Here is a 24,747-nt window from a genome sequence, read left to right as displayed (position 1 = left end):
ATTTACATGGCAATGATTCCCGAAACCCTGGCCAACCTGAACCTGTTCGTCGATGGCGTCAGCTTCCAGGGCGATGTCCCCAGCCTGACCCTGCCCAAACTCACCCTGAAAATGGAAGAGCACCGCCCCGGCGGCATGGACATGCCGGTCGAAATGGACCTGGGCATGGAAAAGCAAGAAGCCGCCTTCACCACCAGCGGCGTGCGCCGCGAAGCGCTGAAATTCTTCGGCCTGGCCGATGGCAGTGGTTTCAACGGCACCTTCCGTGGTGCCTTCAAAGGCCTCAAGGGCAAGATCACCCCGGTGGTGGTCACCCTGCGCGGCACCTTGAAGGAAATCGACATGGGTGACTGGAAGTCCGGCGACAAGGCCGAGATCAAGCACAGCGTCGGCCTGACCTACTACAAGCTCGAAGTCGACGGCCGCCTGGTCTACGAGATCGACGCCCTGGGCATGAAGCGGGTCATCGATGGTGTCGATCAACTGGCCGCTCAGCGCGCCGCGCTCGGCTTGTAAGGAGGCGACATGGCTCAAGCGAAAAAGCAGCCGCAGTGGCTCACCCTGAGCGCCGAGCGCGTCACCGTGCGCCTGTCGCGCCCAAGCGAAGCCAATGGCGTGCAGGTCGACAGCCTGTCGCTGCGGGCGCCGACCGTGCGCGATATCCGCAACGCCCAGGCCGGCGGCGTGGGCGATGACGAACAGCGTGAGTTGAACCTGTTCGCCTCCTTGGCCGAAGTTGGCATCAAGGACCTCGAAGGCCTTGCCCTGAAGGATTATGGCCGCCTGCAAAACGGCTATTTTCGCCTGGTGCAGGACGACGAACTTTGACCCGGCCCGGCAGAAGGCCGCCGCCCGGCGGCTGGCCAAGGAGCTGAACTTTTCCGCGAGCGAAATCATGGCCATGTCGTTCAGCGACATGGTCTGGTGGCTCACAGAGTGAAGGGAGAAAAGGATGGCGAGCAGATCAGCGGCAACGGATGCGGCGCAACAACCACGCTCCGATCCTGAACGTGATCGGGTCGATCTTGCCCAGGTATTCAATCATCAGAACCGCATACTGGGGCGCGTGGTGCAATCGCTGAGGCAAGGATCGCCTCAGTCTACAGAACACGAATCGGCCTACGTGCCTGTGGCCGAGCCTGTCGATGAAACCCCTGGTGAAACCCAGGGGCAGGCCCAGTCAGGCCCTGTTCCTGGAGGGTTTTTGGCAATGGCCGCGAGCAAGGGGCGAGCTGCGCCAGTGGAGCAGGGTGATTACCCGCCGGGCGCTGATGCCACGCCTTCGACCGAACCGGGCCACGGTGCCAGGCAGCGCGGCGCGCAAGCGGTCGGCGCCGCAAGGTCGGCAGCGCGAGAAGGGAGGCTCGATGCGCTGATCAAGGTGGGCACTACCGCCGCGAAGGCTTCAACTGCCCAGGAATGGGGAGAGGGGCTGGGAGGTGCAGTGGGAGGCCTGGCCGGCAGTGCGCTTGGCGCGGCCTTGAGCAAGTACACCGGCAAGCATGTCGACTACGGGAAGGTGGTGGGCGGCTTTTACGGCGACAAGGCAGGGGCGGCGCTCGGTAAACGCCTGGCGCCCGATCCCGAGACGAGTGCACCCAGCGAAAGTACTGCGCCCCAGGAGGGCACAGAAACTTCGTCGCCCTTGCTCGGGCAAGGTCTGTTGGTGGGTGGCAGCATTGGCGCGGCTGCGCGCATTCATGACGTGGGTAAACAGACTTCAGGGTCGGGTTGGAACAGGCTGAAGGGCTGGTTTGGCAAAGACAGCCCGGCCGCCAATGAACCGTATCCTCTCGGGGCAGATGCAGGGCCGTCGCCCACGGACATCGGCAAGCGCCCGCCGCCTTGGAAGACGGTGGGCGAAGTCATCAAGGCCGAGGGGAAAAATGCCTTGCTGGAGTCGGCCCTGAAAGCGGTACATACCTATGCCTCCGCCAAGACAGCCCAGGAGGCTTGGGAAGGTTATGGCGGCGCCGTAGGTGGGCTGGTCGGCTCGATCGCAGGTGGTGTTGCTGGCCGATACATTCCTCCCATCGCCCCCGTCAGCGTGACGGTTGGCGGGGCGCTGGGTGACGAGGCCGGCACCAGGCTCGGAGGATGGATTGCACGCAAACTCGCCGCTGACGAGCGCCCACCCGCTGCAACGGCTCCTTTGCCTGCTGTTTCCCTCCTCGACCCCGGCAAACAGTCCGCCACGCGCATTCCGACGCAACCCTTTTTCGACCTTCAGATTGGGGCGCAAACTGGCAGGCAGCTGTTGTCATCGCCTGAGCTGGCGAGGCAGCAGCAGTGGGTTCGACGCGCTTTGCCGCAGGTGTCATTGCTGGACCCGCTCAAGCACTCGCTCACCGCCAAGCCCAAGGCGGAGTTTGTCGATGGCCAGGTCGGTACGCGCATCACCCGGCAACTGCTGACACACGCTGGCTCGGCGCAGCACAAGCCAGCCAGGCAACAGCCGTTGGCGCCCGTGTCGTTGCTTCGGCCCACCTCACGCGAAGCGCTGGATGAGCCGGCAGAGGGCGATCGTCCGCTGCCCATGCGGGTGCCACCGGCGGCTACGGCACTGCCAGAGCCGGGCAGCCCGGCCACTTCCCAGGCCAGCGAGCCGCAACCGAGCAACCAGCACTTCACCTTCAATACCAACATGCCGGTAACGCTCAATGGCAGCCTGGATGATCCAGCGCTGCTGCAGCGGCTGGAGGCAATGGTGCAACGCACGCTGCAAGAGCTGATCAGTCGCAAGGCGGCTGCCCAGCTTTCCGATCCCATTTACGCCTGAGGAGCTTTCAATGACCTATCTGGAGCAACTCCAGGGCGCCTTGCATGCCCTGGTCAAGGCCGGCGAAGCGGGGCGCCAGCGTGCCGATGCCATGCTCGAGCCGATGAGCCAGGCAGTTGGCCATGCCAAGGAGGCGGCCGCCGAACTCGAGGCCCTGCCATGGATCGGCCCGGCCATCGGCAAGCGCCTGCAACGCACGATGCGCGCCATCGACTCGGCCAAGCAGCGCGTCGACAAGGTGATTGCCAAGTACGACCACGCGGTCGATGAGGTGCGCAAGGTGCAGGATCGGGTGGACGCCTTCGCCGAACACCTGGGCAAGGCCGGCGCGGCCATTCGCCGGGTGATCGGCGATGTGCGCTCGGTCGCCAAGGGCGTGCTCACCACCTTTGGCTTCGCGCCCGATGCAACCCCTGCGGCCGAGGCGATCAAACCCTTTGCGCACTTGCTGGTGCTGCAGCCGCTGAAGGCCAATGCCGCGCCGTACTACTTCAACCTCGACACCGCTGCCTTCGACCAACTGCGCCGGCAAACGCGCTTTCGCTGGGCCGGGCAGGACCGCCTGGGCCGCGAGAGCGCGCAGCAGGCGGTTGGCCTGGGCGAAGAAACCATCAGCATCCGCGGCGCGATCTTCCCCGGCTTCAAGGCCGGGCTGGGCCAGTTGCAGGCGCTGCGCGGCATCGGCCGCCAGCTTCTGCCGCTGTCCTTGACCACCGGCTACGGCGAAGTGCTCGGTACCTGGTGCTTGACCAGCATCGAGGAAGAGCAGGGCGCCTTGCTGGCCGGTGGCATCCCTCGCAAACAAGGCTTCTCACTGGAGTTCGTCAGTTATGGACAAGACCTGCAAAACGTCTGAGGGCGACGTGCTCGATACCCTCTGCCATCACTATTACGGGCACCTCGATGGCAGCGTCGAGGCCGTGCTGCACGCCAACCAGGGGTTGGCCGACGAGGCCCAGCCGTTTCGCAGCGGCGTGACCATCCGCCTGCCCACCCTGGCGCTGGCGCCGGCCAACGTCGTACAGCTGTGGGACTGATGCCATGCAACCGCTCTTTCGCATCCAGGCCGATGGCCAGGACATTACTGCGCTGATCAACGACCGTCTGTTGCTGCTGCGCACTACCGACAAACCAGGGATGGAGTCGGACGATTTCGAACTGCGCATCGATGCCCGCGACAGCAGCGTGGCAGTGCCTGCCCGCGGCGCACAGATCGAGGTGCACCTGGGCTACGCCGGCCAGCCGCTGACCCGGCTGGGGCGTTACACCGTCGATGAGGTCGAGCTGTCCGGCCCTCCCGATACCCTGGTGATTCGCGGCAAGGCCAGCGACTTGCGTGGCAGTGGCAGGACCGTGCGCAGCGGTAGCTGGGAGGCCGTGCCGCTGCAGCGCATCGTTGCCGAGATTGGCGCGCGCAATGGCTGGCAAGCGCTCTGCCCAGTGCTGGCCCAGGTGCCGCGCGTCGATCAGTACAACGAATCGGATTTCAATTTCATCACCCGCCTGGCCCGCCAGTACGACTGCACCGCCAAGCTTGCCAATGGCCAGCTGCTGGTGCTGCCGCGCCAGGGCGGGCAGAGCGCCAGCGGCAAACCGCTGGCGGTGGTCGGCATTGCCCGCGACGAGGTCAGCCAGTGGCATTTTCGCCTGGACGACAAGGCGGTGCGCCAGGCTGTGCGTACCCGCCATCAAGACCCGGCCAGTGGCGAGTCGAAGGCCGTCGAGCTGGCCAACGAGCAGGCTGCGCAAGGGCCGCGGCCGGTGCATACCGATCGCCATCTGTACCCCAACCGCGCGGCCGCCGAGCAGGCCGCCAGGGCGCGACTGGCCAGCTTCAATCGCGATACCGCCAGCGTGCGCCTCGACCTGCCCGGGCGCACTGACCTGTTTGCCGAGCGCAGCATCGACCTGCGTGGGTTTGTCGATGGCCTGGACGGGCAGTATCAGGTCGACTCGGTGGAGCAGGTGTTCACCCGCTCGGGCTGGCGCACCACGGTACAGGGTAATGGCGGCAAGGCAGGTAAATCGAAGGCCAAGGGCGCGGCGCCTCGCCGAGGGGCGGCGACCAAGGCCTGAGGGGCGATTCACCCAAGGAGGACAGACATGCTTACAGAAGCGCAATTGCTACAGATTCTGCCCAACGCCCGCCCCGTCGCGAGCGTTTTTCTTACAGCCTTGAACGTCACCTTGCCACGCTGGGAGATCGACAATCCCAAGCGTGTGGCGGCGTTCATCGCCCAGGTCGGCCATGAGTCAGGCCAGTTTCGTTACGTCAGGGAGCTGGGCAGCGACCGTTACCTGGCCCGCTACGACACCGGCAGCCTGGCCCGGCGCCTGGGCAATACCCCTCAGGCGGATGGCGACGGCCAGTTGTATTGCGGGCGCGGGCTGATCCAGGTCACCGGGCTCAACAACTACCAGGCCTGCAGCCGTGCGCTGTTCGGCGATGAGCGCTTGCTGGCACAGCCGCAACTGCTCGAACAGCCGCGTTGGGCCTGCGAGTCGGCGGCGTGGTTCTGGCACTCGCGTGGGCTCAATGCCCTGGCTGACCGGGGCGAGTTCAACCGCATCACCCGTCATATCAATGGAGGGCTCAATGGGCTGGAAGACCGCCTCATGCTCTGGGCGCGGGCGCGTGAGGTGTTGTGTTGAGCCGGCTGCAACAGGGGCTTGGGGCATTTTTGCTGGTGTCTTGCGTGGCACTGGCCTGGCAGGTGCAGGGCTGGCGCTATGGGCGGCAGCTGGCGCAACAGGCGCAAGCCCAGGCCGATGCCTTGGCCGCGCGCCTGCTTGCCGAGCGCGAGCAACGCCAAGCGCTGGAGCAGCGCCTGCAGGTGAGTGAAACCCGTCATTTCAAGGAGCTTGCCGATGCGCAACAGTCTCAGGCACGCCTGCGTGATCGCCTTGCTACTGCCGATCTGCGGCTGTCGGTCCTGGTCGAGCGCGACGCCGTCTGCCCCACAGTGCCTGCCGCCGCCGGCGCCGGCAGCGTGGATCATGCAACCGTACGCGCCTGGCTTGAGCCGGCGCATGCTCGACGAATTATCGCCATCACCGATGAAGGGGACCGGGGATTGATCGCGTTGCGGGCGTGCCAGGATTATGTGCGGGCGTTGCGGCAGTGATTGCCGGGCTTGCATTGGGGCGCTCGATCGCAAGGGCGCCACACAATTCAAGGCATGCCCCTTCACCAAATGCTACGGTGTCCCGCAATCCTCAAGGAGCCCCACAATGGACCCGATCACTGTTCTCTCCACCCGCCTGGGCGAGCACCTGCGTCGCTTCGACGCCCAGGTGAGCACTGCCGAATCCTGCACCGGCGGCGGCATCGCTGAAGCCATCACCCGCGTGCCCGGCAGCTCGGCCTGGTTCGAGGCCGGCTACGTCACCTATTCCAATAGCCAGAAGACTCGCCAGTTGGGCGTGCCAGAGGCGTTGTTCAGCCAGGTCGGCGCCGTCAGCCAGGAAGTGGTCGAAGCCATGGCGCGCGGTGCCCAGGCGGCCAGCGGTGCGCGCTTTGCAGTGGCCGTCAGCGGCATCGCCGGGCCCGATGGCGGCTCGCCGGCCAAGCCGGTGGGCACCGTGTGGCTGGCCTGGGCCGATGGCGAACGGGTATCGAGTGAGCGCCGCCACTTCGACGGCGACCGCGAAAGCGTGCGCCGACAGACGGTGATCGCCGCGCTAGACGGCTTGTTACAGCTCGGCGGCGAGTAATTCGACGACAGGGGTTTGCTCAAGCGCTTGCCTGTGGAATAATACTGGCTACTTATACAGGTATTCCCGGCCATCAGGGCCAAGTCGAACACGTGAGGATTTCAATGGACGACAACAAGAAGCGCGCCTTGGCTGCGGCCCTGGGTCAGATCGAACGCCAATTCGGCAAAGGCGCTGTCATGCGCATGGGCGATCACGAGCGCCAGGGTATCCCGGCCATCTCGACCGGCTCGCTGGGCCTGGACATCGCCCTCGGCATCGGCGGCCTGCCAAAAGGCCGTATCGTCGAAATCTATGGCCCGGAATCGTCGGGTAAGACCACGCTGACCCTGTCGGTCATCGCCGAGGCCCAGAAGAATGGCGCCACCTGCGCCTTCGTCGACGCCGAGCACGCCCTCGACCCTGAATACGCCGGCAAACTGGGCGTCAACGTCGACGACCTGCTGGTCTCGCAGCCGGATACCGGTGAGCAGGCCCTGGAAATCACCGACATGCTGGTGCGTTCCAACGCCGTTGACGTGATCATCGTCGACTCCGTGGCTGCCCTGGTACCCAAGGCCGAAATCGAAGGCGAGATGGGCGACATGCACGTCGGCCTGCAGGCCCGTCTGATGTCCCAGGCGCTGCGCAAGATCACCGGTAACATCAAGAACGCCAACTGCCTGGTCATCTTCATCAACCAGATCCGCATGAAGATCGGTGTGATGTTCGGTAGCCCGGAAACCACCACCGGCGGTAACGCGCTGAAGTTCTACGCCTCGGTGCGCCTGGACATTCGCCGTACTGGCGCGGTGAAGGAAGGCGACGAAGTGGTGGGCAGCGAAACCCGCGTCAAGATCGTCAAGAACAAGGTCTCGCCACCGTTCCGTCAGGCCGAGTTCCAGATTCTCTACGGCAAGGGTATCTACCGTAACGGCGAAATCATCGACCTGGGCGTATCCCAAGGGCTGGTGGAGAAGTCCGGTGCCTGGTACAGCTACCAGGGCAACAAGATCGGCCAGGGCAAGGCTAACGCCGCCAAGTACCTGCAAGAAAACCCGGCCATCGGTACCGAGATCGAGAAGCAGATCCGCGAGAAGCTGCTCAACTCGGGTGCTGTTGCCGCTGCCGGCAAGACCGCTGCTGCTGAAGCCGATGCCGACGACATGGCTGATGCCGAAACCGGTTATTGATCCGCGTTTGTAGGCTGCTGGTATGGCCGTCGTACTCGACACCCCCGTCGCCATTCGGCGGACCGCCATGGACCTGCTCGCGCGCCGCGAGCATGGTCGCGTCGAGCTGACGCGCAAACTGCGTCAGCGCGGCGCTTCGGATGAGCTGATCGAGCCTGAGCTCGATCGGCTTGCCGAAGAAGGGCTGCTTAGCGAAGCCCGCTATCTCGAAAGCTTCATCCGATACCGTTCCAATGCCGGCTATGGCCCCGCACGTATTCGTGAGGAGCTCGGCCAGCGTGGCCTGAACCGTGGCGACATCGACCAGGCACTGCGTGACAGCGGTGTGGACTGGGCCGAGCGGTTACAGGAGGCCTGGCAGCGCAAATATGCTGGCCAGCGCCCACAAGACCCCCGCAGCCGTGCCCAGCAGACCCGGTTTCTTGCTTACCGTGGGTTTGCCATGGACATGATCGGCCGCCTGCTCAGCGGCCGGGACTTGTACGACTGAAACCTTCTAGCTGACCTTCAACGCCTCCCGCGCCCGCTGGGTGGTGTGCATGGGCTGTGGCTTTGCCCAGTTCTCCGGCAGGTTGATGAAATCCACCAGCTCGCGCAGGCGGCCTTGGTCGCGGCCATTGAAGGCAAAGGTCAGGCGAGTCAGGTGGTTGTAATTACCTGTCTCATGCTCTGCGCCACTGTCTGCGTGCTGGTGATACTTGCCGCTCAGGCGCAAATCGGCGAAACCTTCCTGGATCTCGAACAGCGCGGCGTCGCTGAGCCGGTGGTGCATGCGAATCACGAATTGGTTTTTCAGCCAGCGGCTGGAGTGGTAGTTGCTGTAGAACTGGTTGATCTCCTCCACCGCTTCGTCGGCACTGTAGACCAGGCGCAGCAGCTTCAGGTCGGTGGGCAGGATGTAGCGGTTTTCCTGCAGTTGGCGGCTGATGAAGTCCAGGCAATCGCGCCAGAATGTGCCGCCGGGTGAGTCCAGCAGCACTACCGGTACCAGCGGGCTCTTGCCGGTCTGGATCAATGTCAGCACTTCCAGTGCCTCGTCGAGCGTGCCGAAACCGCCTGGGCAAAGTACCAGCGCGTCGGCTTCCTTGACGAAGAACAGCTTGCGAATGAAGAAGAAGTGGAACGGCAACAACTTGTCGGTACCGTCCACCGTCGGGTTGGCATGCTGCTCGAAGGGCAGGGTGATGTTGAAGCCCAGGCTGTGCTCGCTGCCGGCGCCTTCGTGGGCGGCGGCCATGATGCCGCCGCCGGCACCGGTAATGACCATCAGGTCGGAGCGTGCCAGGGTCGCCCCCAGCTCGCGCGCCAGTGCATACATCGGGTGTTCGATCGGCGTGCGCGCCGAGCCGAACACAGTGACCTTGCGCCGGCCCTTGTAGCGCTGCAAGGCGCGGAAAGAATGGTCCAGCTCGCGAAGCGCCTGCAGGGTGATCTTGGCGCTCCAGCGGTCACTGTCGTCGTGGGCCATGCGCAGGATGGTCAGCATCATGTCGCGGTACAGCGCCAGGTTGGGGCTGTCGGGTGCGACCAGTTGCAGTTGTTCGTCGACCTTGCTCAGGTCGATGCCGCTGTCCCTGAAGTGATTGAACAGATGTTCATTGGATTGATAAGGCATTCAACGTCTCCTTCTGCAGCAAAACCTCTGACCGAGCCGATGGCGTGGCTCGGCCGCGACACTGCGTGTGTCGCTGGCTGCTCTGGCCCGAGTGTGCATCCCGAGCATTGCAGTTGGCCTTCAGGCCGTGATGCAGGGTGTCAGTCCATCTTCTTGTTGTTTTGTCGCTCTACGCTATCAATCTAGACCTTCGCGCCGGTTCCTGCCGCCAGCGCGGCCAGGGCCACTCGTCGGAGCTCGGCCATGGTTGCCAAGGGTTTGGTTAACTGGAGAAGCGAAACGTGTCGATGCGGGAGGTGGCCTATGCATCGCTTGGTCATCGAAGTGGACCGGGAGCTGTATGAGCAACTGGAGAATGCAGCGCAGGATCACCATGTGAGCCTGGAGGAGGAGTGCCGTCGCAGGTTGGCAACGCTGGAGTGCCAGTCACGCTACTTGCAGGCGCTGCTGGCGGAAATGCGCGCCGATGAAGAAGCTCGGCGCGCAGAAGGTGTGCAGGTTATTACCTGATCACTTCCTCTTGTTGCCAGCCGAGCAGCTGGCAGCGTCGAACGCCTGGTCCATGACCGGCTGGTTGGTCTTGTAGACGGTGAAGCGGTAGACCATCACCGCGCCCTTGGACATCAGGTTACGAAAACCGCTGTTGCGGCACACGCTGTCGCCGAGTTGGCTGCGCACCTGTGCCGGGTTCGCCTGCATGCGCGCGGCATGCTCGGCGCGCACGCTCAGGTGGTTGATCAGGGCCTTGCCTTCGACGGTGTAGCCCTGGTCGAGGATGTCTTCGTTGATGGCGCGTGGGGTGCCGACACTGCTCTCCTGGGCAACTTTCTGCAGCATCTTGTTCAACTCGAACTCCTGCTTGGACGCTGCCTGGGCGGCGAGTGGCAGTGCGAGCAACAGGCTCAGGGCCGGGGCGATAAGACGCAGCATGAATCTCTCCTGGTTCGATGACTGGCGCTTTGACATGCGCAGGTGCCCGGCGTTCCATGAAAACCGCAACGGCACTGGCAGACTGGCAACCGCCAAAGCGCAGATTATAAGGGAGCCGGCCGTGCTGCTGCACGGCAAATGACGCCCGCTCTGGTAGACTGGCGCTTTGTTCAGCCCGAGTTTTCGCAGTGTCCAGTCACAACCTTGTCAGAGGCTTGCCAGCATGAGCCATGCGGTAGCGCGCCTGCGCGCCGAACGCCTGGCGCGCAGCATCAAACCGTTCATCGCGCGCGGCTCACGTGCCGAGCGCTGCCCTGCATGTCGGGTCATCGCCAGCCATTGCCTGTGTGCCTGGAAGCCGCGGGTGCAGGCCGACTCGGGGGTGTGCCTGCTGATGCATGACACCGAGCCATTGAAGCCCACCAACACCGGCTGGCTGATTGCCGACCTGATCGAGGACACCTCGGCCTTCGGCTGGTTACGCACGTCCGTGGACGAAAACCTGCTGGCGCTGCTCGAAGACCCGCAGTGGCAACCCTACATCGTCTTCCCAGGTGAATTCGTCGCCCAGGAACGCGTGGTGAGCGAGGTGCAGCGTGTACCGGGCAAGCGCCCGCTGTTCATCCTGCTCGATGCCACCTGGACCGAAGCGCGCAAGATGTTCCGCAAGAGCCCGTACCTGGATCGCTTCCCGGTGTTGAGCCTGCAAGCCGAGCAGATGTCGCGCTACCGCTTGCGCCGCTCCAAGCGGGACGATCATTTCTGCACGGCGGAAGTCGCAGCCATGTGCCTGGAGCTGGCGGGCGACAGCCAGGCCTCGCAGGCCCTGGATGCCTACCTGGATGTGTTCAGCCTGCATTACCTCAGTGGCAAGCGTGGCCTGCCGCTGGATGAGCAGGACGATGTCCACCAGCGTTTGCATACCTTCCTATAGTCCAAGGGGCAGGCGCCCCGCTTTGGTTCATAATGACGGAGCTGGCAGCCAGGGTGGGCGAGACGGCTGGGCGATTGGCTTGACCACCCCCGACCGTGCTCGGCATCCTTGGCGCCGATTCCCCGCCAGGCGCTATCACTACCCCGCATGCGCCTGCACAGAACAGGATCCATACATCGATGGCCACTTACGAAATCCTGATAGCCGATGACCACCCGCTGTTTCGTGGCGCTCTGCGCCAGGCCGTTACCCTCGCCCTGGGCGCGGATGTGCGCCTGGTCGAGGTGGCGAGCATTGCCGAACTGGAAACCCGCCTGAGCGAAAAGTCCGATTGGGACCTGGTCCTGCTCGACCTGAACATGCCGGGCGCCTACGGTTTCTCCGGGCTGGTCCTGCTGCGCGGGCAGTACCCGCAGATTCCGGTGGTGATGGTCTCGGCCCAGGAAGAGGCCGCAGTGGTGGTCAAGTCGCGCGAGTTCGGCGCCAGTGGTTTCATTCCCAAGTCCAGCGGCCTGGAAGTCATCCAGGATGCCGTGCGCAAGGTGCTCGACGGCGACGTCTGGTGGCCACCGCAGGCGTTCGAGAAGGTTGACGTGTCGGCCGAGGCCAAGGCCGCCAGCGAAGGCCTGGCCAGCCTCACGCCGCAGCAGTTCCGCGTGCTGACCATGGTCTGCGAAGGCTTGCTGAACAAGCAGATCGCCTATGAGCTGAGTGTGTCGGAAGCGACCATCAAGGCCCACGTGACGGCAATTTTCCGCAAGCTTGGCGTGCGCACCCGGACCCAGGCGGCATTGCTTCTGCAACAACTTGAATCGGTTGCGAGCAACTGAGGCCTTGCGTCTTCACGCTTTTTTGACCCGAGCCGGTCTAGTCTGCTGGCCTTTTATCTGTGAAGTGACTCACATGTCGCCATTCAAAGGCCAGACCGGCCTCAAACGTATCTTCAACGCCGCCGGCTACTCGCTGGACGGCCTGCGCGCCGCCTTCAAGGGTGAAGCCGCCTTCCGCCAGCTGGTGCTGCTCAATGTGCTGCTGATTCCGATCGCCTTCTGGCTGCCGGTCAGCCGTGCGGAGCGGGCGATCATGATCGCGGTGTGCCTGCTGGGCCTGATCGTCGAGCTGTTCAACTCTGCGGTGGAAGCGGCCATCGACCGCATCTCCCTGGAGCGCCACCCGTTGTCCAAGAATGCCAAGGACATGGGCAGCGCCGCGCAGCTGGTGGCGCTGACCATGGTTGCGCTGGTGTGGGGCGTGATCCTGCTCTAAGCGATCGGCGGCAACACGATTTCATCACTGCGGGTAAAGCCCGCGGTGAAGTTGCGGCATAGCTCGAGAAACTCGCGCATGGCCGAGGTCTGGTATTTCTGCTTGTGCCAGATGAAGTAGAACTGGCGCATCAAGTCCAGCTCCGGCGTTTCCACCGGCACCAGGCTGCCACGGCGGAAGGCGTCGCGAAGGGCCATGCGCGAGATGCAGCTGATGCCCAGGCCCGACTCCACGGCGCGCTTGATCGCCTCGGTGTGTTCCAGCTCCAGGCGGATGTTCAGGTTGGCGCGATGATGGCGCATGGCCTGATCGAAGGTCAGGCGCGTGCCGGAGCCCTGCTCGCGCAAGATCCAGTCCTCACGCGACAAACTCTCAACATCGGCCCGGCCCAGTTTGGCGAGCGGGTGCTGCGGCGCACAGAACACCACCAGCTCATCTTCGACCCAGGGCTGCACCTCCAGGTCCGGGTGGTTGCAGTCACCCTCGATTAGACCCAGATCAATTTCGTACTGCGCCACCTGGTGCACGATATGGGCTGTGTTCTGCACGTGCAGCTTCACCTGGCTTTCCGGGTGCACCTGCATGAAGCTGCCGATCAGCAGGGTGGCCAGGTAGTTGCCGATGGTCAGCGTGGCGCCCACCGCCAGCGAGCCGAACCCCGACTTGCCGTTGAGCAAGTCTTCTATTTCCTTGGCCTGGTCGAGCAAGGCAACCGCCTGGGGCAGCAACTGATGGCCAAGGGCGTTGAGGGCCAGGCGTTTGCCCGCGCGGTCGAACAGCTGGCAGCTCGATTGGCGCTCGAGTTCAGTGATTGAAGTACTGGCGGCCGATTGCGACAAAGCCAGCACGCTGGCGGCTCGAGAGACGCTTTGGTGCTGGGCCACGGCAACGAAGACCTGAAGCTGACGAAGTGTGAATCGCATATCTATATAACCGATAACACATATCTTGATAATTCAGTTAACAGATATTGTCGCTGCCCCTAAACTATCGCGCAACTGCGCGTCTTGCGCGCTGCGTTTTTCTTCAGGAGCCCCATAGATGAGCAACATGAACCACGAACGTGTCCTCAGTGTGCATCACTGGAACGACACCCTGTTCAGCTTCAAGTGCACCCGCGACCCGGGCCTGCGCTTCGAGAACGGTCAGTTCGTGATGATCGGCCTGCAACAGGACAATGGCCGTCCGCTCATGCGCGCCTATTCCATCGCGTCGCCGAACTGGGAAGAGCACCTGGAGTTCTTCAGCATCAAGGTGCCGGACGGCCCGCTGACCTCCCAGCTGCAGCACCTGAAGGAAGGCGACGAGATCATCATCAGCAAGAAGCCTACCGGCACGCTGGTGCTCGACGACCTGAACCCGGGCAAGCACCTCTACCTGCTGAGCACCGGCACTGGCCTGGCGCCGTTCATGAGCGTCATCCAGGACCCGGAAACCTACGAGCGTTTCGAGAAGGTGATCCTGGTACACGGCGTGCGTTACGTGAACGAAGTGGCCTACCGCGAGTTCATCACCGAGCACCTGCCGCAGAACGAGTTCTTCGGCGAGGCGGTACGTGACAAGCTGATCTACTACCCGACCGTGACCCGCGAGCCGTTCGAGAACCAGGGCCGCTTGACCGACCTGATGCGCAGCGGCAAGCTGTTCAGCGACATTGGCCTGCCACCGATCAACCCGCAGGACGACCGTGCGATGATCTGCGGCAGCCCGAGCATGCTCGATGAAACCAGCGAAGTGCTCGACAGCTTCGGCCTGAAGATTTCGCCGCGCATGCGCGAGCCAGGCGACTACCTGATCGAGCGTGCTTTCGTCGAGAAATAAGGCGATAGCAGCAATAAAAAACGCAGGCCATGGCCTGCGTTTTTTATTGCCCGGCATTCAGCGAACCTCAGCTGTCGCGTACCACTTCCAGCACCCGAATCACGTCGGCCTGCGGATACTGCCAGCGTACCTGCACATCCCAGAACTTCACCCCATACACCCGCTCAGGTGCAGGCACCTGGTAGGCCGGCCGTGGGTCCTGGGCCAGGCATTGTTCGATCAGCTCCACCAGCGGCTCGCCCAGGCGCAGTGCATGGGCCCTGGCCTGGGGCAGGGCGTCGTCATGCCATTGCACGGCAATCGCCTGTGGCGCGGCGCTGGCCATCAGGTTGGTGGCCCCGGCGATGCTGTCGGCGTAGGGCACATAGGGCTTGATGTCGAGCACCGGCGTGCCATCGAGCAGGTCGATCCCGGACAGCAGCAGCCGCCCCGGCTCCACACCCTCCAGGCGCACCACCGACTGGCCGATGCCGTTGGGCCGGTGGGTCGCGCGGGTAGCGAACACGCCCATGCTCTTGTTACCGCCCAGGCGCGGAGGGCGCACCTTCAGGCGGGGCTTTTCTTCCAGGGCCTGGTGGAACAGGAACAGCAGCCACACATGGCTGACCTGTTCGAGACCCTCCACGGCATCGCCCTGGTCGAACGGTGGCAGCAATTCCAACACCCCGCGCGCCGCTGGTGCCAGCTGTGGCTGGCGCGGGATGGCGAACTTCTCCTTGAAGCAGGAGCGCAGGATGCCGACCGGCGAAACCGTATGTTGCATGACCACCTAGCCGCGCACCCGCAGGGTCAGGCCCTTGAGGAAGTTGCGCAGCAGCTGGTCGCCGCAAGGGCGGTAGTTGTCATGGCCGACCTTGCGAAACAGCGCGCTCAGTTCAGGTTTGGACACCGGGAAGTTGACCGACTTGAGGATCACGTGCAGGTCCTCTTCCTTCAGCTCGAAGGCCACCCGCAGCTTCTTGAGAATGGTGTTGTTGGTCACCGGCAGCTCCACCGGCTGTTGTGGGCGGCTGTCGTCCTTGCCCCGGCGGTGGATCACCAACCCGTCGAGGAAGTGCGCCATGACCCGCTCGGGGCAGCGCACGAAGCCTGCCTCGTCTTCTTTCTTCAGGTAGGTGGCGAGCACCACCGGGTTAACCTCGAGGCCGGACAGCGCGATGATTTCGGCCATCTTGGCGTCGTTCACCTTGAGCATGTAGCGCAGGCTGCGCAGGACATCGTTGTGGTTCATTGCTACAGAATCCTGTTCAGAGCCGCGCCGTGGCGCGGCGTATTGCTTAGAAACGTTCGGTGCTGGCCAGGTAACGCCATTGCCCCAGGGGCAGCTTGCCCATGGGCACGCCACCCAGGCGAATGCGGCGCATGCTGCGCACTTCCAGGCGCAGGTAGGCGCACAATTCGGAAATCTGCCCCGGTTGCGGGTTTTTCAAGGCCAGGCGCAGGTGGGTTTCGTTCTGCCAGCTGGCCTTGGCCTTGGGCAGCTCCCGGTCATTGCGGGTAGCCCCGCGCGCCAGCCTTTCCAAGGCCTGGGGCGTGGTTTCGCCGCGTACTTCGATGATGTATTCCTGCTCCAGCTTGCGCAGGTCGGCCTCGATCTTGCGGGTTACCCGCCAGTCCTGGGTGAATACCTGCAAGCCGCTGGCGCCACGTTCCAGCGGCGCAACGCAGGCCAGGCGGGCGAAGTGCCCATGCAGCGGCCGCACAGCTTCGCGGTGGGCTTCGCTGAGGTTGCCCAGGTTGATGCCGGCGCGGGCCGTCTCGTTGTCGACGCCGGCTTGCTGGTTGAGCAGCAGTGTCACCGGTTCAAGGGTTTCGGCCTTGGCCCCGGGCAGCAGCTCGACGCGCTGGCCGTCCACCTTGAACTGCGGTTGTTCGACGACGATGCCATCGACCGTGACCCAGCCCCCCTCGATATACAACTCGGCCTCGCGGCGCGAGCAGCCGAGCTGCTCGATGAGGCGTTTGGACAGGCGGATGGGTTCGGACATGGAGGTCGATTCGCAAGGCAGGGAAAGACCTCCATTGTACCTGCCCGTGGCCGCCAGATGATGGGAATCTGTGTCAAATGCGCCATTTCGGAAACATTGCACGGCGTCCTACACCTAAGTCCTAAGCCTATGTAGGTATGAGCTTCATGTGCAGCAAGGGATAGGGTTGCCCCAAGCCGTCGGTTTCCGAACGGCCGATCACTTCGAAGCCTTCGTGCAGGTAGAAGCCCAATGCCTGCGGGTTCTGTTCGTTGACATCCAGGGTTTCGGCGTTCAGTTCGCGGATGGCATAGCGCAGCAGGCGCTTGCCGACGCCGCGGCCGCGGTAGGTGGGGGCGACGAACAGCATGTCGACACGGCCGTTGGCGACCCCGGCAAAGCCGCAGATGCGTTGGCGGTCCTTGCAGCAGATGAGCATCACGGCGTCCAGGTAGCTGCGCAATACATGCTCGCGCAGCAGCAGGATGTAGGCGTCGGGCAGGAAATGGTGGGTGGCGCGCACCGAGTCTTCCCACACCTGCACCAGCTCCGGGTAGTCCTTCAGGTGCGGGGTTTGCAGCGTCAGTGCCATGTGCATGCCGGTGATCCTCAGGGGCCATTGAGGAAACCATAGATGCAAAAAAAAGCCCCGCCAGTGGGCGGGGCTTGGTCACATGGGGCTGGCCTCAGACAGGCTCGGCCCACATGTCATATTCGTCGGCATCGACCACGCGACAACGCACTTTGTCGCCCGGCTTGAAGCCATGGTCGCCATCGATGAACACGCTGCCGTCGATCTCCGGCGCATCGAAGAAGCTGCGGCCCACCGAGCCCTGTTCCTCGACTTCGTCGATCAGCACTTCGATTTCCTTGCCGATGCGCAGTTGCAGGCGTGCGGCGCTGATCGCCTGCTGGTGCGCCATGAAGCGGTCCCAGCGGTCCTGCTTGACGTCGTCCGGGACTTCGTCCAGGCCCAGGTCGTTGGCCGGTGCGCCTTCCACCGGCGAGTACTGGAAGCAGCCGACGCGGTCGAGCTGGGCTTCGGTCAGCCAGTCCAGCAGGTACTGGAAGTCTTCCTCGGTCTCGCCCGGGAAGCCGACGATGAAGGTCGAACGGATCACCAACTCAGGGCACTGTTCGCGCCAGTTCTTGATGCGCGCCAGGGTGCGGTCTTCGAAGGCCGGGCGCTTCATCGACTTGAGCACTTTGGGGCTGGCGTGCTGGAACGGGATGTCCAGGTACGGCAGGATCTTGCCGGCCGCCATCAGCGGGATCACGTCGTCGACGTTCGGGTACGGGTACACGTAGTGCAGGCGCACCCAGGCACCCAGGCTGCTCAGCGCTTCGCACAGCTCGAGCATGCGGGTCTTGACCGGGCGGCCGTTCCAGAAGTCGGTCTTGTACTTGACGTCGACGCCGTAGGCGCTGGTGTCCTGGGAAATCACCAGGATTTCCTTGACGCCGGCCTTGACCAGGCGCTCGGCCTCGCTCAGCACTTCGCCGACCGGGCGGCTGACCAGCTTGCCGCGCATCGACGGGATGATGCAGAAGCTGCAGCTGTGGTTGCAGCCTTCGGAAATCTTCAGGTAGGCGTAGTGGCGCGGGGTCAGCTTGACGCCCTGCGGCGGCACCAGGTCGATCAGCGGGTTGTGGTCCTGGCGTGGCGGCACCACTTCGTGCACGGCGTTGACCACCTGCTCGTACTGCTGCGGGCCGCTGACCGACAGCACGCTTGGGTGCACATCGCGGATGTTGCCTTCCTCGACACCCATGCAGCCGGTGACGATGACCTTGCCGTTTTCCTTGATCGCTTCGCCGATCACTTCCAGCGATTCGGCCTTGGCGCTGTCGATGAAGCCGCAGGTGTTGACCACCACCACATCGGCGTCTTCGTAGGTGGGCACGACTTCATAGCCTTCCATGCGCAGTTGGGTAAGGATGCGCTCGGAATCGACCAAAGCCTTCGGGCAGCCGAGGCTGACGAATCCGACCTTAGGGGTGGCGGGAGTGGTGGACATGACTAACCTCGGTATTGAATGCAGTTCGCCCCACCGGTGGCAGGGCGAGCTTGGCGGGCGCTGTGGGCGCCTCTGATCAAAAAGTGCGCAATTCTAGCGAGCGCAAGGTCGATTGACCAGCACAAAAGCGACGAACGCTGCGCTATGCTTCGCGCCGTTGCGTCCGGGTATCGCTGATGCCCTGGCGTAGGGGTGAAATCTACCGGCCGTTGGGGCCGTTTGCGGGAGTGGTCGATGGTTCAGGCAAGCAGTCACGCCGAGGGCGGGCAGGGGGCGACACGCTCGATCAGCCTGCTGGTGGCAGCTGTTGGGGTGGTCTATGGCGATATCGGCACCAGCCCGTTGTATACCCTCAAGGAAGTGTTCACTGGCGGTTATGGCGTACCGGTCAACCATGACGGGGTGCTGGGGATCCTGTCGCTGATCCTCTGGTCGCTGCTGTGGGTGGTGTCGTTCAAGTACGTGATGTTCATCCTGCGTGCCGACAACCAGGGCGAGGGCGGCACCATGGCGCTGACCGCGCTGGCGCGGCGGGCCACTGCTGCCTACCCGCGGCTGCGTACGCTGATGGTCATCTGCGGGTTGATCGGCGCCTCTTTGTTCTACGGCGACAGCATGATCACCCCGGCGGTGTCGGTGTTGTCGGCGGTGGAGGGCATGGGCCTGGCGTTCGACGGTATCGATCACTGGGTGGTGCCGATCTCGCTGGTGGTGCTGGTGGCGCTGTTTCTGGTGCAAAAGCATGGCACGGAGAAGATCGGCAAGGCGTTCGGCCCGATCATGGTCTGCTGGTTCCTGGTGCTGGCCGCGCTGGGCGTGCATGGCATTTCGCAGAGCCCGGAAGTGCTCAAGGCATTTAACCCAGGCTGGGCCGTCAACTTCTTCGTGGTCCACCCCGGCATGGGCGTGGCCATCCTCGGCGCGGTGGTGCTGGCGCTGACCGGTGCCGAGGCGTTGTACGCCGACATGGGCCATTTCGGCCGCAAGCCGATCGCCCGCGCCTGGTTCGCCCTGGTGCTACCGGCGCTGGTGCTCAACTATTTCGGCCAGGGCGCGATCTTGCTGCAGAACCCTGACGCCGCGCGCAACCCGTTCTACCTGCTGGCACCGGGCTGGGCCCTGCTGCCGTTGGTGGGGCTGGCGACCATGGCCACGGTGATTGCCTCGCAGGCGGTGATTTCCGGGGCCTTCTCCCTGACCCGCCAGGCCATCCAGCTCGGTTACATCCCGCGCATGCAGATCCAGCACACCTCCAGCGACGAGCAGGGGCAGATCTACATCGGTGCGGTGAACTGGACGCTGATGGTCGGCGTGGTGCTGCTGGTGATCGGTTTCGAATCGTCCGGTGCGCTGGCTGCGGCCTATGGCGTGGCGGTGACCGGCACCATGCTGATGACCACCATCCTGGTTTCGGCGGTGATGCTGCTGCTGTGGAAATGGCCGCCGCTGCTCGCCGTGCCGGTGTTGGTGGGCTTTTTGCTGGTCGATGGGCTGTTCTTCGCCGCCAACGTGCCGAAGATCGTCCAGGGCGGTGCCTTCCCGGTGCTGGCAGGGGGCGTGTTGTTCCTGCTGATGAGTACCTGGAAGCGTGGCAAGCAGATTTTGGTCGAGCGTATCGATGAAGGCGGGCTGCCGCTGCCGGTGTTCATCAGCAGCATTCGCGTGCAGCCGCCGCACCGGGTCGAAGGGACCGCGGTGTTCCTGACGGCGCGGCCCGATGCCGTGCCCCATGCGCTGCTGCACAACATGCTGCACAACCAGGTGCTGCACAGCCAGGTGGTGTTGCTGACGGTGGTCAGCGAAGACCGGCCGCGGGTGCCGGAGCAGGAGCGTTTCGAGGTGGAGTCGTATGGTGACGGGTTCTTCCGCGTATTGCTGCACTTTGGCTTCATGGATGAGCCGGACGTGCCGGCGGCGCTGAAGCTGTGCCACCTGGACGAGCTGGATTTCAGCCCGATGCGTACCACCTACTTCCTGAGCCGGGAAACGGTGATTGCCTCGCGGTTGGAGGGGATGTCGCGCTGGCGGGGGAACTTGTTCGCGTTTCTGTTGAAGAACGCCAACGGCAACTTGCGCTTCTTCAACCTGCCGCTCAACCGGGTGATCGAGCTGGGGACGCAGGTCGAGATTTGAGTGAGTGCGGGGGCTGCTTTGCAGCCCTTTCGCGACACAAGGCCGCTCCTACAGGTCTATTTGTGGGAGCCGGCTTGCCGGCGATGGGGCTGCACCGCAGCCCCCATATACCTTCAGTTCTTGTCAGCGACGCTGGATTTTCCCTGGCGCGTCTCGATCTCGTCGATCAAGCGCTTGGCCAGTTGCGGGTAGTTCTCGTCAAAGTGATGCCCACCCGGCAGCTTCATGCGCTCGCCCACGGCTGTCTTGTCGGTGCAGCCGCTCTCGTCGGTCTCTTCCACGCCGTACACGCACACCACCTTGGACGCCGGCAGCTTGGCCATTTCCGGCCCGGTCGGTGCTTCCTGGCCTTCCTTGCCCAACCAGCCTTCCACCTCGATCTCGAAACTGCCGCTGCGGGCAAAGGCCAGCAGCATCACCGCGTCGATGCGTTGCTGGTCTTCGGCGGGCAGGCGGTTGTAGATCGCCGGCAGCACGTCGGCGCCGAACGAGTAGCCGGTCAGCACGAAACGCTTGGTGCCCCACTTCTGCCGGTAGTGCTGCATCAGCTCAGACAGGTCGGCGGCGCTTTGCTCGGGGGTCTTGTGCTGCCAGTAGTAACGCAGGGTGTCGATGCCCACCACCGGGTAGCCAAGCTTGGCCATCTCGCCGGCCACGTCGCGGTCCAGGTCGCGCCAGCCGCCGTCGCCGGACAGAAACAGGGTGACGGTGTCGGTGGTTTGCCCGGCCGGCACTTCCACCACCGGTATGGCCAGGGCGTTGCCGTCATGGCCGACCAGGGCCTGGGTCAGCTGCGCCTTGAGCACCTGCGGCAGGTGGATGTCGTAGTCGCTGATGCTGGTTTCGGCATTGGCCTGATCGCGCACGAAGGCGGCGCTGGCGTCATCCGGGTTGTCGTTCCAGGCAACGTTCCAGTGGCCGTGGGCCGCCGCCTTGGGCAGCGCCGCAGGGCAGCCGGGCTGTTCGATGTTGAAGTCCACCGAAATGGCCTTGGCCTTGTCGTCGGTCTGCGCGGCCAGCCAGCGCCAGGCCTGGGATGCACCTGGGCCGATACCGGCTACCAGGGTCGGCTTGTCGGACAGCTGGGTCAGCGCCTGGTCCATGGCCTGCTGCTGCTTGCTGCAGTCGCCAGGCGGCAGGATCACCTGCACCAGCTGGGCTTCACCGGCCTGGCTCAGGTCCAGCAGCTGTTTGTCGGTCAGTGCCTGGTCCTGGGGCACGCCGATGGCGACCCGGGCCTTGGCATGCACGCCGGGGGTGACGCGGGTCATGCTGGTGTCATCGAGGGTCAGTTGCTCCAGGCGTGCTTCCGGAGCCGGGCGGGTCCACACCCAGAACGCCGCGGCACCGGCCAGGGCAGCCAGCAACAGGGGTATCAGTACGTACAGCCAATAGCGTCGGATCATCAACGTTTCACCAATCCAGTCAAGCCGCCAGCGATCAGGGCGGCAGTATCAGCCAGTGCAACCAGCGGGTCGAGCCCGGCCGGCACGGCCATGTAACGGGGTTCCCAGTCCGGCTGGAACTTGTCCTTGAAGCGCCGCAGGCCCTGGAAGTTGTAAAGCTGCTCGCCACGGCGGAACACCATCGAGCCCAAGCGTTGGGTCAAAGGCGCGCCACGCCGAGGTTGCAGCCCGGAAAGCGGGACCATGCCCAGGCTGAAGCGGCCATAGTCATGGCTTTTGTAATGCAGGATCAGGCCAACCATCATGAATTCCATGGTCAGCTTGGGCGCCTCGGGATGCGCGCGCATCAGGTCGAGGCTGGCCAGTTCGTTGCCATGGGTTTCCAGCAGGTTGGCAAACGCCACCGGGCGGCCCTGGAAACGAATCAGGGCGATCCGGAAGTGCTGCAGGTACTCGGGGCTGAAGCGCCCCAGCGAGAAGCCCTTCTCGCGTACGTTCTTGCCACCGAGCCAGGCGTCGGAAATTTCCTTAAGCTCCGCCAGCGGCGCATGCCCGGGTTCGTGGATTTCCAGGCTCAGGCCGTCACGCCCGCCGCGGTTCCAGGTGTAGCGCAGGTCTTTCATCTCCTTGCCCTTGGCTTCGATGTCGAAGCGGCGCAGGTCGACGCGGGCTTCCTCGCCCAGCTTCAGCGCGGTCAGGCCGATGTCCATGTAGAACGGCAGGTTCTCCGCGCGCACCTGGTAGAACACCGGGCGGGCGTGGTGCAGGTCGCACAGGTCGCGGAACTGCCAGATCATCTCGGCACGCTCCTGGGCGGGGCCGATCGGGTCGTACAACGCCACCAGGCTACGGCCACGGCGGGCGTACATCAGGAAGGCATTGTCGCTGGGGTGGAACAGCAGGGCCTTGTCGCCGGTCAATGCCAGGCCACCGTCCGGTTGGTCGGAGGCCAGCACGATGCGGTTGGCACGCTGCAGTTCTTCGGCGTCGGGCAGGTGGATGGTCGGGCGGGCGGTGCGCAACAGCCAGGTCAGGGCGACGATCACCAGCAGGACGGCGCTGCCCATGGCTGCTCGCAAGCCGCGCGGGGCATCGGCATCCAGGGTGAACTGCCACCACAATTGATGGCTGTAGGGCACGTCCTGGTAGGCGAACAGCAGCAGCCACACCGAGGCACCGACCACGCAGGCGCTGGCCACCAGGTAGATGGGCGAGAAGGGCAGCTCCAACAGGCGGCTCGGGCGATAGAACGACCGGCGGAACAGCGCCAGCAGGGCGGCGGTGGCGGTCAGCAGCGTGGCTTCTTCCCAGTCGAAGCCCTTGAGCAGCGACAGCACTGCGCCCATCAGCAGCAGCACCGTGGTCAGCAGCCAGGCGGCCGACAGGCGTCGGCGCAGGCCCTGGGCCAGCAGCAGGCAGAGTACGCCGATCAGGCTGGCGCCGAAGTGCGAGGCGTCGATCAACCGGTGCGGCACCAAAAAGCCCATGTGCTCAAGGCGGGTATCGATCTCCGGGGTGGCACCGGAGAACAGCAGGACCACCCCGGAGAGGAACACCAGAATGGCCAGGATCGGCGCCGCCAGCCCGGACGCAGCCTTGATTGCCTGCTGGGCGAACAGCAGGCGGCGCGCCTCGTTGGCCAGCAACAGCACGCACGCTACCAGCAGCGGCAGCACCACGTAGATCAGGCGGTACAGCAGCAGAGCCGCCGCCAGGGGCGCGGCGCCGAGCTGGTCGGCGAAGGCCGCCAGCAAAATGGCCTCGAACACCCCGACGCCGCCGGGCACATGGCTCAGCACGCCGGCCGCCAGGGCCAGCAGGTAGACCAGTACGAAGGCGCCGAACGGCGGCGCTTCTGGCAGCAGCAGGTAGAGCACGGTGGCGGCGGCCGCGACGTCCAGGGCGGTAATCAGCAGCTGCAATGCAGCCAGGCGGGCGCCAGGCAGGCGCAGGGTGCGCCGGCCAAGTTGCACCAACAGGCTGTCTGCCAGCGGCTGTTCCGCCAGGCGGCGCCGGTACAAACCGATGACCAGCACCACGGTCAGCGCCAGCACCGCGGTGGCAATCGCGGCCAGCACGCTGGCGGGCAGGTGCAAGGCGGTCGAGGCGGCTGGCAAGTTGCTCAGGGTGGCGAGCGCAGCCAGCGGCGGCAGGGCACAGCCCAGCGACAGGCTGGCAAACACCGTCATGCGTGCGACTTCAGCGGCGCCCAGGCCTTGGCGGGCATACAGGCGATAGCGCACCGAGCCGCCCGACAACATCGACAGGCCGATGGCATTGCCAATGGCGAATGCGCTGAAACCGCCCAGCAGCAGCGTGCGCGCCGGCAGCTTCACGGCGGCATAGCGGCTTGCCGACCATTCATAACCCAGCAGGATCACGAAGCCGACCACCGTTGCCAAGAAGGCACCGAGCAGGGACTGGGCCGGCACGCTGAGCATGGCATCGTGCAGCGCATAGATGTCCAGCTCGCTCAACAGGTGGCGACAGGCGATCAGCGCCATGCCGAACAGCAACAGGGTCACGCCCAGCCCGATTGGCTGGCGATAGCGACTCAAGCGTTCGAGCCAGGGCAGACGTTGGGCGGCGGTGGGCAATGCGGCGGCCAGTGGAACCTGGGGTTCTGGGTTATGAGAGGTCATGGGTTACCTCGTGCGTATAGCGCGAGGTGGGGGAAAGGTGCGGCCAAGTGGAAGTCCCTTTGGAAAACGTATCCAGATATTACTCCGGCAATGTTACTTGCAGGCGTCCGGCACGGTTAAACATAGTTCATCCTGAAGGAGGTATCTCAAACCTGCGGGTTGCCGGGCGGCAAAAGGGGAGGGGGTGACGTTTTTAGCCGATGAAATGCAACAAACCCCGCGCTGCTGTTACACAGGCGGGGTTTGTTCTGACGAATATGGTTGCGGGAGCCGGATTTGAACCGACGACCTTCGGGTTATGAGCCCGACGAGCTACCAGGCTGCTCCATCCCGCGTCAGAGGGGCGCATT

General features: G+C 64.1%; 27 protein-coding genes and 1 tRNA gene. 17 read left to right on the top strand and 11 right to left on the bottom strand.

Annotation, left to right across the window (positions count from 1 at the left end; genetic code table 11):
* Positions 1-6: 6 nt before the first annotated feature.
* The 11 genes from B3E94_RS01595 to recX all read left to right on the top strand — a co-directional run bounded on the left by B3E94_RS01595 (position 7) and on the right by recX (position 8,155).
* Entirely contained in the window at positions 7-516 is a 510-nt protein-coding gene (locus B3E94_RS01595) for a phage major tail tube protein (RefSeq protein WP_236236628.1), read from the top strand.
* Positions 517-525: 9 nt separating this feature from the next.
* Positions 526-828, top strand: a complete 303-nt coding sequence (locus tag B3E94_RS01590) for a phage tail assembly protein (protein ID WP_176511557.1) — start codon at positions 526-528, stop codon at positions 826-828.
* Between the two features lie 124 nt (positions 829-952).
* Positions 953-2,779: a hypothetical protein gene (locus B3E94_RS01585; RefSeq protein WP_286912072.1), complete on the top strand. Its 1,827-nt coding sequence runs from the start codon at positions 953-955 to the stop codon at positions 2,777-2,779.
* 10 nt (positions 2,780-2,789) lie between these two features.
* Positions 2,790-3,635, top strand: coding sequence for a phage tail protein (locus tag B3E94_RS01580; RefSeq protein ID WP_286912071.1), 846 nt, complete (start codon positions 2,790-2,792; stop codon positions 3,633-3,635).
* Entirely contained in the window at positions 3,610-3,816 is a 207-nt protein-coding gene (locus B3E94_RS01575) for a tail protein X (RefSeq protein ID WP_176511560.1), read from the top strand. The genes B3E94_RS01580 and B3E94_RS01575 overlap by 26 nt, the downstream gene beginning before the upstream one ends.
* Positions 3,817-3,820: 4 nt before the next feature.
* Positions 3,821-4,855, top strand: a complete 1,035-nt coding sequence (locus B3E94_RS01570; RefSeq protein ID WP_286912070.1) for a phage late control D family protein — start codon at positions 3,821-3,823, stop codon at positions 4,853-4,855.
* 27 nt (positions 4,856-4,882) lie between these two features.
* Positions 4,883-5,431: a glycoside hydrolase family 19 protein gene (locus B3E94_RS01565; protein WP_286912069.1), complete on the top strand. Its 549-nt coding sequence runs from the start codon at positions 4,883-4,885 to the stop codon at positions 5,429-5,431.
* A complete protein-coding gene (locus tag B3E94_RS01560) occupies positions 5,428-5,904 on the top strand; it encodes a lysis system i-spanin subunit Rz (RefSeq protein WP_286912068.1) in 477 nt (158 codons plus the stop codon). The genes B3E94_RS01565 and B3E94_RS01560 overlap by 4 nt, the downstream gene beginning before the upstream one ends.
* Positions 5,905-6,010: 106 nt before the next feature.
* The gene (locus tag B3E94_RS01555; RefSeq protein WP_176511564.1) at positions 6,011-6,493 is read left to right on the top strand and encodes a CinA family protein; all 483 of its coding nucleotides are present in this window, start codon (positions 6,011-6,013) and stop codon (positions 6,491-6,493) included.
* Between the two features lie 104 nt (positions 6,494-6,597).
* Positions 6,598-7,665: a recombinase RecA gene (gene recA / locus B3E94_RS01550; protein ID WP_176511565.1), complete on the top strand. Its 1,068-nt coding sequence runs from the start codon at positions 6,598-6,600 to the stop codon at positions 7,663-7,665.
* A 22-nt stretch (positions 7,666-7,687) separates the two neighbouring features.
* Complete coding sequence (recX, locus tag B3E94_RS01545; protein ID WP_176511566.1) at positions 7,688-8,155, top strand: recombination regulator RecX; 468 nt, start codon at positions 7,688-7,690, stop codon at positions 8,153-8,155.
* Positions 8,156-8,161: 6 nt separating this feature from the next.
* Here recX and B3E94_RS01540 read toward each other — a convergent pair whose 3' ends face one another.
* Complete coding sequence (locus tag B3E94_RS01540) at positions 8,162-9,280, bottom strand: LOG family protein (RefSeq protein WP_286912067.1); 1,119 nt, start codon at positions 9,278-9,280, stop codon at positions 8,162-8,164.
* 303 nt (positions 9,281-9,583) lie between these two features.
* Between B3E94_RS01540 and B3E94_RS01535 the strand changes: the two genes are divergently transcribed.
* The gene (locus B3E94_RS01535; RefSeq protein ID WP_286912065.1) at positions 9,584-9,790 is read left to right on the top strand and encodes a hypothetical protein; all 207 of its coding nucleotides are present in this window, start codon (positions 9,584-9,586) and stop codon (positions 9,788-9,790) included.
* On the opposite strand, the gene B3E94_RS01530 is transcribed toward B3E94_RS01535, so the two are convergent.
* Positions 9,791-10,210, bottom strand: coding sequence for a quorum-sensing-regulated virulence factor family protein (locus B3E94_RS01530; RefSeq protein ID WP_176511569.1), 420 nt, complete (start codon positions 10,208-10,210; stop codon positions 9,791-9,793).
* A 223-nt stretch (positions 10,211-10,433) separates the two neighbouring features.
* On the opposite strand from B3E94_RS01530, the gene B3E94_RS01525 reads away from it, so the two are divergent.
* The 3 genes from B3E94_RS01525 (at position 10,434) to B3E94_RS01515 (ending at position 12,410) form a co-directional block, all read left to right on the top strand.
* Positions 10,434-11,144, top strand: coding sequence for a tRNA-uridine aminocarboxypropyltransferase (locus B3E94_RS01525; protein ID WP_286912064.1), 711 nt, complete (start codon positions 10,434-10,436; stop codon positions 11,142-11,144).
* Between the two features lie 179 nt (positions 11,145-11,323).
* Positions 11,324-11,974, top strand: a complete 651-nt coding sequence (gene erdR / locus B3E94_RS01520; RefSeq protein WP_176511571.1) for a response regulator transcription factor ErdR — start codon at positions 11,324-11,326, stop codon at positions 11,972-11,974.
* A gap of 73 nt (positions 11,975-12,047) precedes the next feature.
* Entirely contained in the window at positions 12,048-12,410 is a 363-nt protein-coding gene (locus tag B3E94_RS01515) for a diacylglycerol kinase (RefSeq protein ID WP_008094698.1), read from the top strand.
* On the opposite strand, the gene finR is transcribed toward B3E94_RS01515, so the two are convergent.
* Positions 12,407-13,333: a LysR family transcriptional regulator FinR gene (gene finR / locus B3E94_RS01510; RefSeq protein WP_176511572.1), complete on the bottom strand. Its 927-nt coding sequence runs from the start codon at positions 13,331-13,333 to the stop codon at positions 12,407-12,409. The two genes, B3E94_RS01515 and finR, sit on opposite strands and share 4 nt — an antisense overlap.
* Positions 13,334-13,451: 118 nt before the next feature.
* Here finR and fpr point away from each other — a divergent pair, with 118 nt between their 5' ends.
* A complete protein-coding gene (gene fpr / locus B3E94_RS01505) occupies positions 13,452-14,231 on the top strand; it encodes a ferredoxin-NADP reductase (RefSeq protein WP_023381933.1) in 780 nt (259 codons plus the stop codon).
* A gap of 67 nt (positions 14,232-14,298) precedes the next feature.
* Here fpr and tsaA read toward each other — a convergent pair whose 3' ends face one another.
* From tsaA to rimO, 5 genes are all read right to left on the bottom strand, one after another.
* Positions 14,299-14,994: a tRNA (N6-threonylcarbamoyladenosine(37)-N6)-methyltransferase TrmO gene (tsaA, locus tag B3E94_RS01500; RefSeq protein WP_286912063.1), complete on the bottom strand. Its 696-nt coding sequence runs from the start codon at positions 14,992-14,994 to the stop codon at positions 14,299-14,301.
* Between the two features lie 6 nt (positions 14,995-15,000).
* On the bottom strand, positions 15,001-15,462 hold the full coding sequence (locus B3E94_RS01495; protein WP_176511574.1) for a DUF1456 family protein: 462 nt from the start codon (positions 15,460-15,462) through the stop codon (positions 15,001-15,003).
* A gap of 46 nt (positions 15,463-15,508) precedes the next feature.
* Positions 15,509-16,219, bottom strand: coding sequence for an rRNA pseudouridine synthase (locus B3E94_RS01490; RefSeq protein WP_176511575.1), 711 nt, complete (start codon positions 16,217-16,219; stop codon positions 15,509-15,511).
* Positions 16,220-16,346: 127 nt separating this feature from the next.
* Positions 16,347-16,796, bottom strand: coding sequence for a GNAT family N-acetyltransferase (locus B3E94_RS01485; protein WP_176511576.1), 450 nt, complete (start codon positions 16,794-16,796; stop codon positions 16,347-16,349).
* An 88-nt stretch (positions 16,797-16,884) separates the two neighbouring features.
* Positions 16,885-18,216 carry a 30S ribosomal protein S12 methylthiotransferase RimO gene (rimO, locus tag B3E94_RS01480; RefSeq protein ID WP_176511577.1) on the bottom strand — a complete coding sequence of 444 codons (1,332 nt, stop codon included), beginning with the start codon at positions 18,214-18,216 and terminating at the stop codon, positions 16,885-16,887.
* A 234-nt stretch (positions 18,217-18,450) separates the two neighbouring features.
* Between rimO and B3E94_RS01475 the strand changes: the two genes are divergently transcribed.
* Positions 18,451-20,349 (top strand): potassium transporter Kup, encoded by a 1,899-nt coding sequence (locus B3E94_RS01475; protein WP_176511578.1) that lies wholly within the window; start codon positions 18,451-18,453, stop codon positions 20,347-20,349.
* A 113-nt stretch (positions 20,350-20,462) separates the two neighbouring features.
* Here B3E94_RS01475 and B3E94_RS01470 read toward each other — a convergent pair whose 3' ends face one another.
* The 3 genes from B3E94_RS01470 to B3E94_RS01460 all read right to left on the bottom strand — a co-directional run bounded on the left by B3E94_RS01470 (position 20,463) and on the right by B3E94_RS01460 (position 24,732).
* Entirely contained in the window at positions 20,463-21,755 is a 1,293-nt protein-coding gene (locus tag B3E94_RS01470; RefSeq protein WP_286912061.1) for a virulence factor family protein, read from the bottom strand.
* Positions 21,755-24,397 carry a bifunctional lysylphosphatidylglycerol flippase/synthetase MprF gene (gene mprF, locus B3E94_RS01465; RefSeq protein WP_286912059.1) on the bottom strand — a complete coding sequence of 881 codons (2,643 nt, stop codon included), beginning with the start codon at positions 24,395-24,397 and terminating at the stop codon, positions 21,755-21,757. The genes B3E94_RS01470 and mprF overlap by 1 nt, the downstream gene beginning before the upstream one ends.
* A gap of 258 nt (positions 24,398-24,655) precedes the next feature.
* Positions 24,656-24,732: transfer RNA gene (locus B3E94_RS01460), tRNA-Met, on the bottom strand.
* Positions 24,733-24,747: the final 15 nt, after the last annotated feature.

The sequence above is a fragment of the Pseudomonas sp. UBA6315 genome, assembly GCF_002438125.1.
GTDB lineage: Bacteria > Pseudomonadota > Gammaproteobacteria > Pseudomonadales > Pseudomonadaceae > Aquipseudomonas > Aquipseudomonas faucium.
Note: the sequence above shows the minus strand (reverse complement) of the source record. Positions and strands in the feature narration are given on the sequence as shown.